Here is a 16,025-nt window from a genome sequence, read left to right as displayed (position 1 = left end):
AAAATGGACCTTCTTGTGACACCGTATCTTTGTCATCATGCCAGGATATCAAAACAGATTCAAGCAACATTCACGCCAAATATTATCGCAAGATACCCCCTCGCGGGACCGACAAGGAGGTCGCGCATGACCGATACCCACCCGGACCAACCCTCCGGACCAGACGCCGATCCGAGTCCGGCGCGACTCTCCGCGCAACTGGTGGTGATCCTCGATCGCCCGGCTCATCCGGGCAACATCGGCGCCGTGGCGCGCGCCATGGGCAACACCGGATTCACCCGTCTGCGCCTGGTGGCCCCGCGCCAGTTCCCCCATCCCGATGCCGAGGCCTACGCGGTGGGCTGCACCGCCATTCTCGAGGATGCGGAGATCTTCGCGGATCTCCCCTCGGCCCTCGCCGACCTGCATCTGGTGGTGGCCACCAGCAACCGTCCGCGCGGTCAACGACAGGTGGTGGTCACCCCGGACGAACTCGGGATCAGGCTGCGCGAAGCCCTGGTTCCGCCGGACATCCGGGTGGGACTGCTCTTCGGCACCGAACGGACCGGCCTGTTGAGCGAGGATGTGGAACGGGCCAATCTGGTCTGTCACATCCCGACGCGCGGCGAACAGGGCTCCCTGAATCTGGCCCAGGCCGTGCTGATCGTGCTGTATGCGGCGATGCAGGCGTTGCAACGGGAACGGGGCATGGCCCACGATCCGTTCCGGGAGGATCTCCCCGCCACCGCCGCCGCCATGGAGCACCTCTTCGCCCACATGGAGGAGACCCTGACCACCATCGGCTTCTTGAAGGATGGCCAGAAACGACACATGATGGGCAGCATCAAGGCGATGTTCCAGCGCGCCGGACTCGACCGCCGCGAGGTGTCGATCCTGCGTGGCATCCTCCACGAGGTGATCGCCTGGCGGGAGAGACCTTGACCAGACCTTGAAATGGGTGTTTCATGATTTCGTTAAACAATCATCAACCCCCACGTTGATCCCAAAAGTCCATGCTCAAACCCTCTCCGACGCCAAGCCCCCGCCTCCCGCTCACCCTGCTGGCCTGTCTGCTCGGTCTGTGGCCCTGGTCGGTTCGGGCCAGCTCCCTGGAACTTTCCGGCGAACTGCGCCCCGGCATGGCGGTTCTGCTCAAGGTGCGCGATCTCCCGCCCGGCGCCAGAATCCAGGGGTCCCTCGACAAGGAACCCTTTCCGCTCACCCCCCAGGGGGTGGCGCTGATCGCCCTGGACATGGAAAAACAACCCGCCAAGGTTACCCTCGAGGTGGTGGTGACCCCGCCGAAAGGGACCCCCGAGACCCTGACGCAGGTGTTGACGGTCCCGAAGCGCGCCTACAAGGAAGAGCACATCGATCTGCCGAAAAAAAAGGTCGATCTCGACCAGCCGGACCTGTCGCGCGCCGAACGGGAAACCGCAGCCATCAGCGCCACCTACCGACTGCGCGAGGGGCGGGTCGGGTTCGAGAAAGGGTTCAGGCAACCCGCCTCGGGACGCTTCTCCGGGGTGTTCGGCAGCCGGCGGATTCTCAACGGCCAGCCGCGCAAGCCGCACAACGGCGTGGACATCGCCGCACCCAAAGGAACGCCGGTCACCACCATCGCCCCCGGCACCGTGGTGCTGGCCGGTCACGACTATTTCTTCACCGGCAACACGCTGGTGATCCATCACGGCCACGGCGTGATCTCCCTGTATGCCCATCTCGACCGCATGGAGGTGACCCAAGGCCAATGGGTCGAGGCCGGCACCCCCATCGGCGCCATCGGCATGACCGGTCGGGCTACCGGTCCCCACCTGCACTGGGGGGTTCTGGTGCGCGGCGCGCGGGTCGATCCCATGGCCCTGCCAGGGATTCGCGCGGCCCACGACGGATTCCCGACGGGCGCGCGGGCCAACCCCACGGCCCTGCCGGGCCGCGACTGATTCCCGATAACTTAGCATGATGGGGGAGAATCCCCTCACCCCCCCATACCGTGGACCTCCCTTCGGGAGTTCCACGGCAATGTGAAGGTGAAGATTGCTTCTCGAAAATTAGGGTGTTATGCTACACCCTCTTGCCACGAAAACGCCCCCCAGGTGATCCGCGGCGAGCCGGGTGATGGGGGATCGCCCTTCTCCCACCCGTTTCCCGACGCGACTCATGCCAAATCCGGATGGAGCAGAAAAACCGTCACCATGGATGCCACCGCCACATCGCTCGACTTCGAAAGGGCTCTGAGCCGCCTGGAAGAGGTGGTCGCCCGCCTGGAAAAAGGCGATCTCCCCCTGGAGGAGAGCCTGGCCGCCTTCGAAGAGGGCATGACCCTCTCCCGTCACTGTCAGCAACGTCTGGACGCCGCCGAGCAGCGCATCGAAGAGTTGGTGGCCGCCCAGGCCAAGGAATGATCCCGTGATGACCCCGGCGGCCTTGAAAACCTATCTGGAGGCGCGCAAACAGCTGGTGGAACGGAACCTGGACATCCACCTCCCCGCGGCCCATCGTCCTCCCCAACGGCTCAACGCCGCGATCCGTCACAGTCTGCTCGGCGGGGGCGGCAAACGGCTGCGCCCGATTCTGCTCCTGGCCGCCGGCGAGGCGGTGGGAGGAGGTCTCGAACCCCTGCTGCCGTTCGCCTGCGCCCTGGAGTGCATCCACACCTACTCGTTGATCCACGACGACCTGCCGGCCATGGACGACGACGATCTCCGCCGCGGGGTGCCCACCTGTCACAAGGCGTTCGACGAGGCCACGGCGATCCTGGCCGGGGATGCCCTGCTGACCTATGCCTTCGAACTGGCCGCCACCCCGGTGACCGGTCAACCCGATGGGGTGGTGCTGGCCATGATCGCCCAACTGGCCCGCGATGCCGGCATCCACGGCATGGTGGGCGGACAGATGCTCGACATGCAGGCCGAAAACCGGGAAACCACCCTGGCCGAACTCCAGAACATCCATGTCCACAAGACCGGCGCCCTGATTCGCGCTTCGTGCCTGATCGGCGCGCGACTCGGCGGGGGAGACGAGGGCCAGATCCAACGCCTCAACCGCTTCGGCGAGGCCTTCGGCCTGGCCTTCCAGATCACCGACGACATCCTGGACGTGACCGGCGACGCCACCATCATGGGCAAGAGCCCCGGCAACGACCAGAAACACCAGAAAGCCTCCTATCCGGCCCTGATGGGGCTTCCCCAGGCCCGCCAGGAGGCCGAACTCATGGTCAACGAGTCGCTCACCGCCCTCTCCTCCTTCTCCGCCTCCGCGGATCCGCTGCGCGCCCTGGCGGGCCTGCTGCTGGACCGGACCCATTGAGAGACGACGATACCCATCATGCACCCCCTGCTCAAGACCATCCACGAACCGCATCAACTGCGCGCCCTGCCGGAGTCCTCGCTGCGACAACTCGCGGACGAATTGCGCGAATTCACCATCGATACCGTGGCCAAGACCGGCGGACACCTGGGCGCCAGCCTCGGCGTGGTGGAACTGACCGTAGCCCTGCACTACGTCTTCGACACCCCAGAGGATCGTCTGATCTGGGATGTGGGCCATCAATCCTATCCCCACAAGATCCTCACCGGTCGGCGCGAACGGATGGCCACCCTGCGTCAGAGGCACGGCTTGTCCGGATTCACCAACCGTTCGGAAAGCCCATATGATCCGTTTGGCGCGGGCCACTCCTCCACCTCGATCTCTGCGGCCCTCGGCATGGCCATGGCCAGCCGCCGCCAGGGCAGCGACCGCCATGCCATCGCCGTGATCGGGGATGGCGCCATGACCGCCGGCATGGTCTTCGAGGCCCTCAACAACGCCGGAGACCACCAGAAACAGGTCAATCTGATCGTCATCCTGAACGACAACGAAATGTCGATCTCGGCCAATGTGGGCGCCTTTTCGGCCTATTTGAGCCGCATCATGAGCGGACGCACCTACACCCGCCTGAAGGGCGGCACAGGACGCATGCTCGGTCGCATCTCCCCGCCCCTGCTGGACGCAGCCCGCAAGGCCGAGGAGCACGTCAAGGGGCTGCTCACCCCCGGTACCCTCTTCGAGGAGCTGGGCTTCGACTACTTCGGCCCCATCGACGGACACGATTTCAATCAACTCCTCCCCACGCTGCGCAACGTGCGCGAACTGCCCGGCCCCATTCTCGTCCATGTGGTCACCAAAAAGGGCAAGGGGTTCATGCCCGCCGAAAAAAATCCCTGCACCTACCACGGGGTCAACCCCTTCGACCGGCGCCAGGGGGTGACGCCGGCGCGGGATGTCACGCCATCCTATACCCAGGTGTTCGCCGAAACCCTGGTGGAACTGGGACGCGCCGACCCGCGCATCATGGCCATCACCGCCGCCATGCCGGAAGGAACGGGTCTGAACGAATTCAACGAGCAGTTCCCGGATCGCTGCTTCGATGTCGGCATCGCCGAACAGCACGCGGTCACCTTTGCCGCCGGACTGGCCTGCGAGGGGTACATCCCGGTGGTGGCCATCTACTCCACCTTCCTGCAACGGGCCTATGACCAACTGATTCACGACGTGGTGCTGCAAAAACTGCCGGTGGTCTTCGCCCTGGATCGGGCCGGCATCGTCGGCGCGGACGGGCCGACCCATGCCGGCGCCTACGACCTCACCTTCCTGCGCGCCATCCCGGATCTGGTGGTCATGGCCCCGGCGGACGAGAACGAACTGCGCCACATGCTGGCCACCGCCGTGGCCCATGGCGGACCGGTGGCGTTGCGCTATCCGCGCGGATCGGCCTTGAACCTCCCCAGGGAGAGCCCGCGCAAACTGACCGTCGGCGAAGGGCGGATCCTGCGCGAGGGCCGGGAGATCGCCCTGGTCGCCCTCGGCCAACCGGTGCATGTGGCCCTGCGGGTCGCGGAAAAACTGGCCGAGGATGGAATCGATGTCGGGGTGTACGACGCCCGTTTCGCCAAACCCCTGGATGAGGCGTTGCTGCGACAGGCCGCCCAGGCCGGTCTGCTCCTCACCCTCGAGGAGAACACCCTGTGCGGGGGCTTCGGCGCGGCGGTTCTGGAGTTTCTGGCCCGTGACGGGTTGCTCGACGCCGGCATCAAGGTGCGCAACATCGGCCTGCCGGACCGCTTCATCCCCCACGGCACCCAGGCCGAACTGCGCGCCGAACTGGAACTCGACGCCGCGGGCGTGCTCCACACGATCCATCTGCTACGCATGTAACCATCCCTCGCCGCTCTTGGCACGCCAATGGCATGTGCAACCCCGTGTCGTGAGATTCCTCTTCATCACCATAGGGTTGCCGTCATGTCGATCAATCTGTCCCAATACTCCACCTGGTTGGCCGTGCTCGGTAGCGCGGCGCTGGCCCTCGGAACGCAAGCCTGTGGCGGAGGTGGCGGCGGCAACAGCTCCAGCAACCCCTCCGCGACGGTGGTCACCACGGGAACCGGCGTGTTTCTGGATGCCCCGGTGGCAGGAATCGATTACCTCGGCAATCTCGGCTCCCTGGGCAAAACCAACGCCAACGGCGAGTTTCAATACCGCATCGGCGAAACGGTGGAGTTCTATCTGGGGGGCCAGGATGGCCTCAAACTGGGCCGCGCCCTGATCGGCAGCGTCGGCACCACGGCCACGGACGGGAAGTATTACGTCACCCCGCTCGATCTGGTGCAGCAGGAAGAAAACGCCTCGGCCACCCCGAAAACGGTCGATCTGACCGATACGCGCGTCAAAAACATGGCATATCTGCTCCAGGCCTTGAACGCCGGCACCGGCGCCACCCTGGACCTGAGCGGAATCGATGCCGCCAAGGTCAAGCAATACAAGCTGCTGGTCAACTTCGCCTCCACGGTCCCCTTCGATGGGGATACGCCGCTCCAGAGCTTTTTCCTGGATAGCGTTCACAAGGACAAGGGAAGCCGTGCCACCACCGCCCTGACCGTCGCCAATGCGGTCACGGCCATGGACGCCAACATCAAGAAACGGTTCGACGGCAGCTACTCCGGCACCTGGAGCAACGCCGGCGCCAACAAGAACGGCACCTGGCAGTTCACCATCTCCAACGGCGCACTCTCCAGCGGACAGTACGCGGGAAGCAGCTCCGGCACCTTCACCGGCACCCTCTCCCCCACCGGGGTGATCACCCTGACCGGCGGCACCGACAGCATCATCACCGCCGGGGACAACGATCTCCTGCGCATCAATCACGACGGCAGCGTCGGTTGCAAGGTGTGTACGACCACCCGGATGAACGGGGAGAGGGCCATGGATCTGGTCGGCACCTGGAAAATGAAGGTCTCCAACGAGGCCTTCGGCACACTCAAGAACATCACCGCGAACGAGTGCGGCATGCTCGGTCAAGAGGTGACGGTGGTCATCACCAAGAATGGTTCCGGGGTCCACGCCATCCAGTTCGCGGGCAACAACCTCCCCTCCCAGGGCACCTTGACCACCACCAGCCGGGGCTTCAGCTTCAACCTGACCGGCGCGACCGCGGACAAGCAGTGGCCGTTCACCTGGAGCGGTTCGGTCAACTGTCTCAACGACTTCACCTGTCTGGGCGAGGGACGCTACACCCTGGATACCACGGTGGCCGGCACCCCCTATTTCTGTGGCACGGTGCAAAACGACCTCTACCAACGCAATTGATCCGCCGGCAGGTCACGGGAATTCCGGATGACTCCCGCCTGACCGGGCCGAATGAAACGTGATGCGCAAACGTCTGGATCAGCTGTTGATCGAACGGGGTCTGGCCTCGGATGCCACCCAGGCCCAGGCGTTGATTCTGGCCGGCAAGGTGCTGGTGAACGATCGGGCGGATGGCAAGGCCGGCTCTCTGATCGCCGGAGAGGCCCGGATTCGTCTCAAGGATCCTCCCCTGGCCTGGGTGTCGCGGGGCGCCTTGAAACTCAAGGCCGCTCTCGAAGATCGCGGCTGGGATCTGACCGGACTGGCGTGTCTGGATGTCGGGGCCTCGACCGGGGGATTCACCGATGTCATGCTCGCCCACGGCGCGGCCAGGGTGTTCGCCGTGGACGTGGGTCACGGTCAACTGGCCTGGAAGCTCCAGACCGACCCGCGCGTGGTGGTGATGGACCGCCGCAACATCCGTCATCTGCGCCCCGAGGATCTCCCTGGTCCGGTCGATTTTCTCGCCTCGGACATCAGCTTCATCTCCCAGACCCTCGCCCTGCCCCCGTCGATCGCCTGTCTGCGACCCGGCGGTCACGGGGTGGTCTTGATCAAACCCCAGTTCGAACTGCCGCGCGACAACATCGACAAGGGGGGCGTGGTGCGCGATCCGGCACGCCACGAACAGGCGATCGGGAAGGTGCGCGCCGCCGGCGAGTCGCTCGGCCTGACCACCCTTGCGATCCTCCCGTCCCCCATCGCCGGCCCGGCGGGCAACCGGGAGTTTCTGTATTGTTTTGGCAAGCCATCCCTCGCATAAGTTGCATTCCGGTTGAATCCACGCCCCTGACAGAGTTATAGTGATCCATGCCGGGTCGTGACCACGCCGATGGTCCACGTTTTCCGGTACGCATCCACCCACCATCCGCCAGGACGCCCCCCGATGAAAAAATGGCTTTGGATCCTCCTCGTACCCGTCGCGCTGATCGTGGCCGCGGCGGTCGTCGTCCCCTCCCTGATCGATCCCAATCAGTACAAACAGCAGATCTCCACCCTGGTAAAAGAGAAGACCGGACGGGATCTGACCGTCAACGGCGCGATCAAGATCACGGTGTTCCCCACCGCCGGGGTGTCGCTGGAGGATGTCACCCTGGGGGACGCCCCCGGTTTCGGAAGCGAGCCCATGGCCAAGGTGGCGCGTCTGGATGTGCGCGCCAGGCTGATGCCGCTGTTGTCCAAACGGGTGGAGGCGGACAAGGTGGTGGTGGAGGGTTTGCGGCTTAAATTGGCCAAGGATGCCAAGGGACAGACCAACTGGAGCGATCTGACCGGCGCCAGGAGCGCCCCCGCCGCCACGCCGGCGGAGAAGGGTTCCGTGCCGGTCGAGAAGAGATCCCCGGCGCAACCGGGTGAGAAAACCGCCAAACCGGCGGAGGCCCAGACCGCCAGACCGGCGGAGGCCCAGGCCAGTGGCGCGGGTGGCGCGGGGTTGGCGTCGATCACCCTGGCCGGGGTGGAGATTCGCGACGCCCAGGTGAGCTGGAACAATGCGGTCAACGGGGCCAACTACACATTCAAGAAGGTGCGTCTGGTCACCGGGGAGCTGGCACCCGGCCAGCCGGTGGCCCTGGAGTTCGACAGCGATGTGGAGCGGATCAAGCCGGCCACCAACGCCCATGTCAGCCTGGTCGCCACGGTGCGTCCCTCTGCCGACGGCAAGGGGGTGCAACTCACCAAGACCACCCTCGGCCTGACGGTGAAGGGGGGCGAAGGTTCGCCGGTGACCAGCGCCGACCTGCGTCTGGCCGCCGACATCGACGCCCTGTTCGACGGCTCGCTGGTGAAGGCCCAAGGGCTGGAACTGACGGTCAAGAGCGAGGGCGGACCGGTGCCTCTGGTCAAGGCCGAATCCAAACTGCGTGGCCAACTGGAGGTCACCTCGAACACGATCAGGCTCACCGGCGCGAGCCTGGATCTCAAGGGGGATGGCAAGCCGGGCGCGGCCTTCGGCCATCTGGAAGCGCTCTACAAGGGGGATATCGACGGTCAGCGCCAGGGGATGAACCTGGTTCTGCCGGCCCTGGAACTGGCGATCAAGGCGGATGGGGGCACCCTGCCCGCCGGTGGGGTCGATCTGAAAATCACCGCCCGCGCCGAGGTCGATGGGCTCAAGCAGACCGCCCGTCTGAGCGCCTTGAAGGTGGAGGGGCTGGAGCAGCTCAAAGCCGAGGGAGAGCTGAACGTGAGCCGTTTCGCACCTCTGACCCTCTCCGGAGAGCTGGATCTGCACCCCCTGAACCTCCGGGCCCTTTTGACCAAACTCGGTCAGAAACTCCCGGCGACCGCCGATGAAAAAAGCCTCACCGACCTGAAAATGAAAACCGGCTTCGTGCTGGACGAACAGAAGGTGGGCCTGAATCGCCTGGAGGCCAAACTCGACGACACCCGTCTCAAGGGCGGCGTCACCTGGCCGCTGGGCGGTGGCAACACCATGCGGGTGGATCTGGATCTGGATACCCTGGATCTGGATCGCTATCTGCCCCCCAAGGCCGCCAACTCCGGAGGCGATGCCAAGCCCGCCGACCCCGCACCCACGCCCGAGGCCGGCGCAAAACCCGATTCCGCGCCCAAGCCCGCCGCCAGCGGCACAGGTGGCGACATCCCGGTCGAGTCCCTGAAAAAACTCGACCTGGACGGCAAGATCCGCATCGGTCAGTTGAAGTTCGGATCCGGCAAGTTCCAGGATGCCCAAGTGGTGTTGAGGGGCAAGGATGGCGTATTGAAACTCGAGCCGGCCTCGATGAAACTCTACGGCGGCACGACCCGGATGGATGCCACCCTGGATGTGCGCGGTCCGGCGCCCAAACTGACCTTGAAGCAGAATCTCCAGGGGGTGCAGGTGGCGCCCTTGCTCAAGGATCTGGCCAACGAGGAGAGTCTCACCGGCACGGCCAATCTGGATGTGGATGTCAGCGCCACAGGACGCAACCTGGCCGCCATCAAACAGGACCTGGATGGCAAGGTGGGTTTCGTAGTCAAGGATGGGGCGTATCTCAAGATGGATCTCACCCACTCGATCCGCCAGGCTTATGGGGCCTATGCCGCGACCCGGGGACGCACCCTGTCGGTCGGACAGGATACCGGTCGCACCCCCTTCACCACCCTGGAAGGGTCCGCCGAGATCAACAACGGCCTGTTGGAGAGCAAGAACATTCAGGCGGTCTCCTCCGCCTTGAAGCTGACCGGGACCGGCAAGGTGGATCTGCCGAAAAACCAGCTCGACTTCACCTTCAAGGCCAACGTGCTGGCCCTGGATGACGTGGACACCCAGAGCGTCAAGGATCTCAAGGGGATCGCCATTCCGGTGCGCATCCACGGCGACCTGGCCCATCCTTCCAGACAGATCGATCTGGAGGGATTGATCGCCGAGGGGCTCAAGACCAAGGCGATGGAGAAGGTGCAGGAGAAGCTGGGCGGCAAACTCGGGGATGCCCTGGGCGGCAAGCTGGGCGAAAAGTTGGGATTGAAGCCCGCACCGGCGGCGGGGGACAAGGGAACGGCTCCTTCTGCGGGGGATGCCAAATCCATCCCCTCCGGAAACGAAGGCAGGAGCGCGCCAATGGATGAGTTGAAGAAGATGTTGCCGTTCGGTCGCTAACCGGAATCAGAGGCATTGGGGGGCGTTCCGCGCCCCCTTCCCTCTGATTCCCGCCCCCCTGGGAATGGATCCGTGACAGGCACGAATGGAAACCACCCGGATCCGTGCTTGAACCCAACCTTGACGATGAGGACGGCCTATGGTCAAATTAACCACAAAACTCGTGCCAAACCTCTCCAAAAGCCTGAGCGGACCTGACCGATCAAAGAAAAGATCATGCAAAACAAACCACAAGTTTCGCAACATTACGATGCCAGCGCCGCCAGCTATCAAACCCGTTACGATCGTGCCTTCATGCACGATCCATCAATGCGTTATCCGGCCAATTATTTCCGATTGCAATTACTGCTGAATGCTTTTATCAACAAAGGATTGAAACGGGTCATCGAGGTGGGCGTGGGCGAAGGCACGCCATTGGCCACACTGGCCAAAACCGGCGTGGACGTGTGGGGATTCGACATTTCCGAACCGATGATCGCCTGTTCCAAGGATCGGATGCGCGAACACGGCTTGAATCCGGATCAGATCGGTTACGGGGATATCCAGGATCCGGTCACCTATGCCCACTTTCTACGCGGTGGACAGTTCGATGGCCTGATGGCCATGGGCGTGATGCCCCATGTGACCAACGATGACAGCGTGTTGGAAAACATGGCAGGTCTGGTTCGGCCCGGCGGAAGCGTCTTCATCGAGTTTCGCAACAAACTGTTTTCGTTATTCACATTCAATCGAATGACCAAATCGTTTATTCTGGATGATCTGTTGCGCGATGTGGCTCCAGAATTGAAAGAAAAGGTGGCCACGGATCTGGAATCGCGTTTACGGATGGACATGCCACCGGTGCGCACCCGCGTGGATCAAAGCAACGCACCAGGGTATGATCAAATTCTTTCTAAATTCCACAATCCGTTTGAAGTCGCGGAACTGTTCAAACGGCATGGATTTGTCGATATTCAACTGCGCTGGTATCATTATCATCCGGCCATGCCTTACCTGGCCGCCGAGGATCCCTCCCTGTTCCGGGAAGAGGCGCTTGCGTTGGAGCATGAGGCCTCGAACTGGCGGGGGTATTTTCTCTGTTCGGCCTTTGTGGTCGAGGCGGTCAAGCGCCTCTGAGATGGACCCGAACCGGAAGAAACCACGATACGGTGTGAAACACCCCAGGCAGAGCCGTTGTTTGCCTGTGACTGCCCACCAATCTTCCGTCAGGGCAGCGTACCCATGTACGCCTTGATGCAGCGATTGTTCCCCATTTATCGCAGTCTCACCGGAAACGGGGTGCGCGAAACGTTACGCATCCTCGGGGAACGGATCCCCATCCAGCACCTGGAAGTCCCATCCGGAACCCAGGTTTTCGACTGGACCATTCCCCAGGAATGGAACATTCGCGATGCCTACATTGCCACGGCGGATGGAACGCGGGTGGTGGACTTCCGGCAGAACACCCTGCATGTGGTTGGTTATTCGCAACCCGTGGATGGCTGGTTCACCCTGGAACAGTTGCAGCCTCATCTGTACAGCCTGGAAAAACAGCCGGATGCCATCCCCTATGTGACCTCCTACTATTCGCCACGCTGGGGATTCTGCCTGACCCATCGACAGAGAGAGGGATTGCAACCCGGAACCTATCGAGTGGTGATTGACAGCGCGTTGAGCGCGGGATCGCTGACCTATGGCGAACTGTTGTTGCCTGGTGAATCGTCGCGGGAGATTTTTCTCTCGACCAATATCTGTCACCCCTCCATGGCCAACAATGAGCTTTCCGGGCCGGTGATTCTCACCGAACTGGCGCAATGGCTGATGTCAAGGCCACGACGTTACTCTTATCGATTGATTTTCATTCCAGAAACCATCGGCTCGCTCACCTATTTAAGCCGCAATCTGGCGGTGATGCAGGAGCGGGTGATCGCCGGCTTCACCCTCTCCTGTTTGGGGGATGAGCGCCTGTATTCCTGCGTCTCCTCACCGTATGCGGATACCCTGGCGGATCGAATCGCGCGGCATGTGCTTGCCCATCAGGAGGGGGAAACGCGGATCCACTCCTTTCTGGAGCGGGGAAGTGACGAACGACAATATTGCAGCCCTGGCGTGGACTTGCCGGTCGTTGCGCTTTGTCGGAGCAGATTCGGGAACTATCCAGAGTATCACACCTCGCTGGACAATCTGGATCTGGTCACCCCGGCGGGGTTGACCGGTGGCTATCGGTATGTGCAACGCTGCATTGAGGGCCTGGAGACCAACCGCCTCTATCAATCCACCCGGATTGGGGAGCCCCAATTGGGCAAATATGGTTTGTATCCCACGTTGCATCTCAAGCAGAATCAATTTTCCATGCCGACCGTGAGAAATCTCCTCGTTTATGCCAATGGTCGCAATGATCTGCTCTCCATTGCCGAGCGCATCGGTGAACCGATCTGGAACGTGCATGCATGGGCGCGGCGACTGCTGGAACTCGGACTGTTGCGTGAAATCACGCCGGATGTTTAACGCTCAAACACCTGCAAACGGACATTTCACCCACCACGCATCCCCCACCCCCAGTCGCCGCCGTTCAACCCGTCACCACCACCCGCAACTCGCCCTCGGCCAGGGTCACCCGCAGCCGACTCCCGGCGGGATAGGCTCCGGCGCGCCGGGCAAGCCCCCCCTGTTCATCCCGCACCAGCGCATATCCGCGCGCCAGAACCCCCAGAGGCGAGATTGCCAGCAGTCGGACCTCGGCCAGACGCGCCCGCTCGCGATGCAAGGCCAACTCCTGTCGCATGCGCCGAATCAACAACTGCTCCAGATAAACCAGACGGGCCACCCGCAACGCCAGAGGGCGGCCCCGCCCCCATTGATTCAGACGTTCGGCGCGAAACGCCACCTCCTTGTCCCAGCGCGCCAGCACCATCCGCATGGCCCCGTGCAGACGCTCCTGCAACGCGTCGCAACGCAGACGGTCCTGATCGATGCGCCGGCGCGGATGGGTCAAACGGGAGGCCAGGGCCACCCCTTTTTCCCGACGCGACCGAAGCACCCCGCGCATGGCCAGCGCGAGCCGCTCGCGCAGTCGTGACAGACGCTCCACCAGCAGGCTCTTCTCCGCCATGGCCAGCTCGGCGGCGGCGGTGGGGGTGGAGGCGCGGGCATCCGCGACCAGATCGGCCAGGGTCACATCGATCTCGTGTCCCACCGCCGAGATCACCGGCACCGGCGAATCGGCGATGGCGCGCACCACGATCTCGCTGTTGAAGGCGGCCAGGTCATCCGCCGAACCGCCCCCGCGTCCGCACAGGATCACCTCGGCGCGACCGTCCGCGGCGAGCCGTCGCAAGGCGCGGGCGATCTCCTCATCCGCGCCCGCCCCCTGCACGCGGGCATGGGCCAGCAGCAGACAGAAGCCCGGAAAACGCCGCGCCAACGTGCGGGTGATGTCGTGGATGGCCGCTCCCGAGGCCGAAGTGACCACGCCGATGGCGCGCGGCAGAAGCGGCAGGGCCCGTTTGCGCGCGGGCGCGAACAGACCCTCGGCGCTCAAACGGGCATGAAGCGCCAACAGCCGTTCCCGTTCGTCGCCGGCGCCGTCGGATTTGATCCCCTCGACCACCAGTTGATACTCGCCACGCGGCGGATAGACCGAAATCCGCCCGGTCACCACCACCGCGTCCCCAGAGCGGGGCAGCGTGGGGATGCGCAGGCGGGTGGTCTTCCAGATCACCGCGCGGATGCGCGCCTGGGGATCGATGAGCGCGAAGTAGACATGTCCGGAAGGTGCCGGCTTCCAGTCGGCGATCTCCCCGCGCACCTGAAGATAGGGATACCCCTCCTCCAGGAGCGCGCGGATCTCCTCGTTGAGCTGGGAGACGCTCAGAGGCCGTTTGGGGAGGGCATCCATGGCCTCACCAAACGCGCCCGGTTCGAATGCCTAGAACCGGGCCGAAACGAATCGCCGCGCAATCTGGCGGGCCATCCATGACCCGCATCGGCTGTTTGGCGATCTCCAGACCGCCTCTCGGACAGGGGATGCGTCCGCTCATGCGCTCCCTCCGGTATCGCCACGCGGCAGCAGACAGGTTTTGGCCTGCAACTCCTCGGTCAGCACCCGCACGTTTTCGGTGTAGTCCACCGGCACGTCGATCAGATGGACCCCGCCGGCATTCAGACACCCCAGCAGAAGCGGCAACAGCTCGTCGGCGTTTCCCACCCGATGGCCACGGGCGCCGTAGCTCTGGGCGTAAAGCACGAAATCCGGATTGGTGAAGGTGAGCCCATAATCCGGCAGCCCCATGCTCTCCTGTTTCCAGCGGATCATGCCGTAGGCGTCATCGCGCAGGATCACCACCACCAGATCCATGCCGAGACGGACCGCGGTCTCCATCTCCTGGGAGTTCATCATGAACCCTCCGTCTCCGCACACCGACACCACCTTGCGGCCCGGATGGACCATCTTGGCGGCGATCGCCGAGGGCAGGCCGGTGCCCATGCTGGCCAGGGCATTATCCAGAAGCACGGTGTTGTGACGCCGGGCCGGGTAGTTGCGGGCGATCCAGAGTTTGTACATGCCGTTATCGAGCGCCAGAATCCCATCCTCGGGCATGGCGCGGCGCAGATCGGCGACGATCCGTTGCGGCAGCAGCGGATAGTTTTCGGCCTGAGCGCGATCGAGCACATGCCGGGCATGCTCCTCGCCGACCTGGAGAAAATAGCTGAAGTCCCAATCCGGCGACGGGACCAGCAGCCGGGTCAGGGCATCGAAACCGCGGGCGATGTCGCCCACCACCTCGAGTTCCGGAAAATAAACGTCATCGATCTGTGCCGGGGTGAAGTTGATGTGGATCACCGCCGCCGATCCGCCATGCCCCATGATGGCCGGCGGCTTTTCGGTGACGTCGTGGCCCACGGCGATGATCAGATCCGCCCACTCGATGGCGCAGTGGAGATAATCCCCATCGGTCAGGGCCGCGGTGCCCAGATAGCCGGCCCGGTTCTCGTCCACCACCCCCTTGCCCATCTGAGTGGAGACGAAGGGGATGCCGGTCTTCTCCACGAAGGCGGTGAGGCTCTTGGAGACCCGTTTGCGGTTGGCCCCGGCGGCGATCAGAAGCAGCGGACGCCTGGCGGTGGCGATCCGTTCGGCGGCGGTCATCAACGCATCCGGATCCGGCGCGGCGCGACGCGAATGGATCTTGCGCAGCGGCATGGCCTCGGTGAACTCGCGGGCGATATCCTCCGGGAGTTCCAGATGGGTGGCGCCGGGTCGCTCCTCCTCGGCGCGCTTGAAGGCCTCGCGCACCAGGGAGGGGATTTTGTCCGCCGAAGGAATCTGTTCGGCCATCTTGGTGATGGGACGCATGGTACCCACCACGTCGATGATCTGGAAGCGGCCCTGTTTGCTCTTCTTGATCGGCTTCTGGCCGGTGATGGCCACCAGAGGCATGCCGCCGAGCTGGGCGTAGGCCACGCCGGTGATCAGGTTGGTGGCGCCGGGTCCGAGGGTGGCGAGCACCACCCCGGCCTTGCCGGTCAAACGCCCGAAGGTGGCGGCCATGAAGGCGGCGGCCTGCTCGTGCCGGGTGAGCACCAGTTCGATGGAAGAGGCGCGAATCGCCTCCAGAAGGTCGAGATTTTCCTCGCCCGGCACGCCGAAGATCCGTTCCACCCCTTCGGCTTCCAGACATTTCACGAAGAGGTCGGCGGCCTTGAAGCCCTCGGACCGAGAGGATGGAGCGAGCGTTGTGTCCATTGTTGTCACCAGATTCTCATGCATGGATGGGAGCATCATGGTATATCGATCCGGTGG

General features: G+C 63.6%; 13 protein-coding genes. 10 read left to right on the top strand and 3 right to left on the bottom strand.

What is annotated here, in order from left to right; genetic code table 11:
- Positions 1-126: 126 nt before the first annotated feature.
- The 10 genes from ACOY6C_RS03555 to ACOY6C_RS03510 all read left to right on the top strand — a co-directional run bounded on the left by ACOY6C_RS03555 (position 127) and on the right by ACOY6C_RS03510 (position 12,730).
- Positions 127-921, top strand: a complete 795-nt coding sequence (locus ACOY6C_RS03555) for an RNA methyltransferase (protein ID WP_420904098.1) — start codon at positions 127-129, stop codon at positions 919-921.
- A 71-nt stretch (positions 922-992) separates the two neighbouring features.
- Complete coding sequence (locus tag ACOY6C_RS03550; RefSeq protein ID WP_420904097.1) at positions 993-1,922, top strand: M23 family metallopeptidase; 930 nt, start codon at positions 993-995, stop codon at positions 1,920-1,922.
- Positions 1,923-2,174: 252 nt separating this feature from the next.
- A complete protein-coding gene (gene xseB, locus ACOY6C_RS03545; RefSeq protein ID WP_420904096.1) occupies positions 2,175-2,384 on the top strand; it encodes an exodeoxyribonuclease VII small subunit in 210 nt (69 codons plus the stop codon).
- A gap of 7 nt (positions 2,385-2,391) precedes the next feature.
- Positions 2,392-3,288, top strand: coding sequence for a polyprenyl synthetase family protein (locus ACOY6C_RS03540; RefSeq protein WP_420904258.1), 897 nt, complete (start codon positions 2,392-2,394; stop codon positions 3,286-3,288).
- 18 nt (positions 3,289-3,306) lie between these two features.
- Positions 3,307-5,175, top strand: a complete 1,869-nt coding sequence (gene dxs, locus ACOY6C_RS03535) for a 1-deoxy-D-xylulose-5-phosphate synthase (RefSeq protein WP_420904095.1) — start codon at positions 3,307-3,309, stop codon at positions 5,173-5,175.
- An 84-nt stretch (positions 5,176-5,259) separates the two neighbouring features.
- Positions 5,260-6,603: a hypothetical protein gene (locus ACOY6C_RS03530; protein ID WP_420904094.1), complete on the top strand. Its 1,344-nt coding sequence runs from the start codon at positions 5,260-5,262 to the stop codon at positions 6,601-6,603.
- Positions 6,604-6,664: 61 nt separating this feature from the next.
- Entirely contained in the window at positions 6,665-7,405 is a 741-nt protein-coding gene (locus tag ACOY6C_RS03525; RefSeq protein ID WP_420904093.1) for a TlyA family RNA methyltransferase, read from the top strand.
- Positions 7,406-7,528: 123 nt separating this feature from the next.
- Positions 7,529-10,243 (top strand): AsmA family protein, encoded by a 2,715-nt coding sequence (locus ACOY6C_RS03520; protein WP_420904092.1) that lies wholly within the window; start codon positions 7,529-7,531, stop codon positions 10,241-10,243.
- A gap of 216 nt (positions 10,244-10,459) precedes the next feature.
- Complete coding sequence (locus tag ACOY6C_RS03515; RefSeq protein WP_420904091.1) at positions 10,460-11,359, top strand: class I SAM-dependent methyltransferase; 900 nt, start codon at positions 10,460-10,462, stop codon at positions 11,357-11,359.
- 105 nt (positions 11,360-11,464) lie between these two features.
- Positions 11,465-12,730, top strand: coding sequence for a DUF4910 domain-containing protein (locus ACOY6C_RS03510; RefSeq protein ID WP_420904090.1), 1,266 nt, complete (start codon positions 11,465-11,467; stop codon positions 12,728-12,730).
- Positions 12,731-12,794: 64 nt separating this feature from the next.
- Here ACOY6C_RS03510 and xseA read toward each other — a convergent pair whose 3' ends face one another.
- From xseA to ACOY6C_RS03495, 3 genes are read right to left on the bottom strand one after another with little or no spacing between them, the layout of a single operon-like run.
- Positions 12,795-14,120 (bottom strand): exodeoxyribonuclease VII large subunit, encoded by a 1,326-nt coding sequence (gene xseA, locus ACOY6C_RS03505; RefSeq protein WP_420904089.1) that lies wholly within the window; start codon positions 14,118-14,120, stop codon positions 12,795-12,797.
- Between the two features lie 4 nt (positions 14,121-14,124).
- Complete coding sequence (locus ACOY6C_RS03500) at positions 14,125-14,262, bottom strand: hypothetical protein (RefSeq protein WP_420904088.1); 138 nt, start codon at positions 14,260-14,262, stop codon at positions 14,125-14,127.
- Complete coding sequence (locus ACOY6C_RS03495) at positions 14,259-15,968, bottom strand: acetolactate synthase large subunit (protein ID WP_420904087.1); 1,710 nt, start codon at positions 15,966-15,968, stop codon at positions 14,259-14,261. The genes ACOY6C_RS03500 and ACOY6C_RS03495 overlap by 4 nt, the downstream gene beginning before the upstream one ends.
- Positions 15,969-16,025: the final 57 nt, after the last annotated feature.

It is taken from the genome of Candidatus Magnetaquiglobus chichijimensis (assembly GCF_045865675.1).
In the GTDB taxonomy this organism is placed as follows: domain Bacteria; phylum Pseudomonadota; class Magnetococcia; order Magnetococcales; family Magnetaquicoccaceae; genus Magnetaquiglobus; species Magnetaquiglobus chichijimensis.
This window is presented reverse-complemented; position numbering and strand designations above follow the sequence as displayed.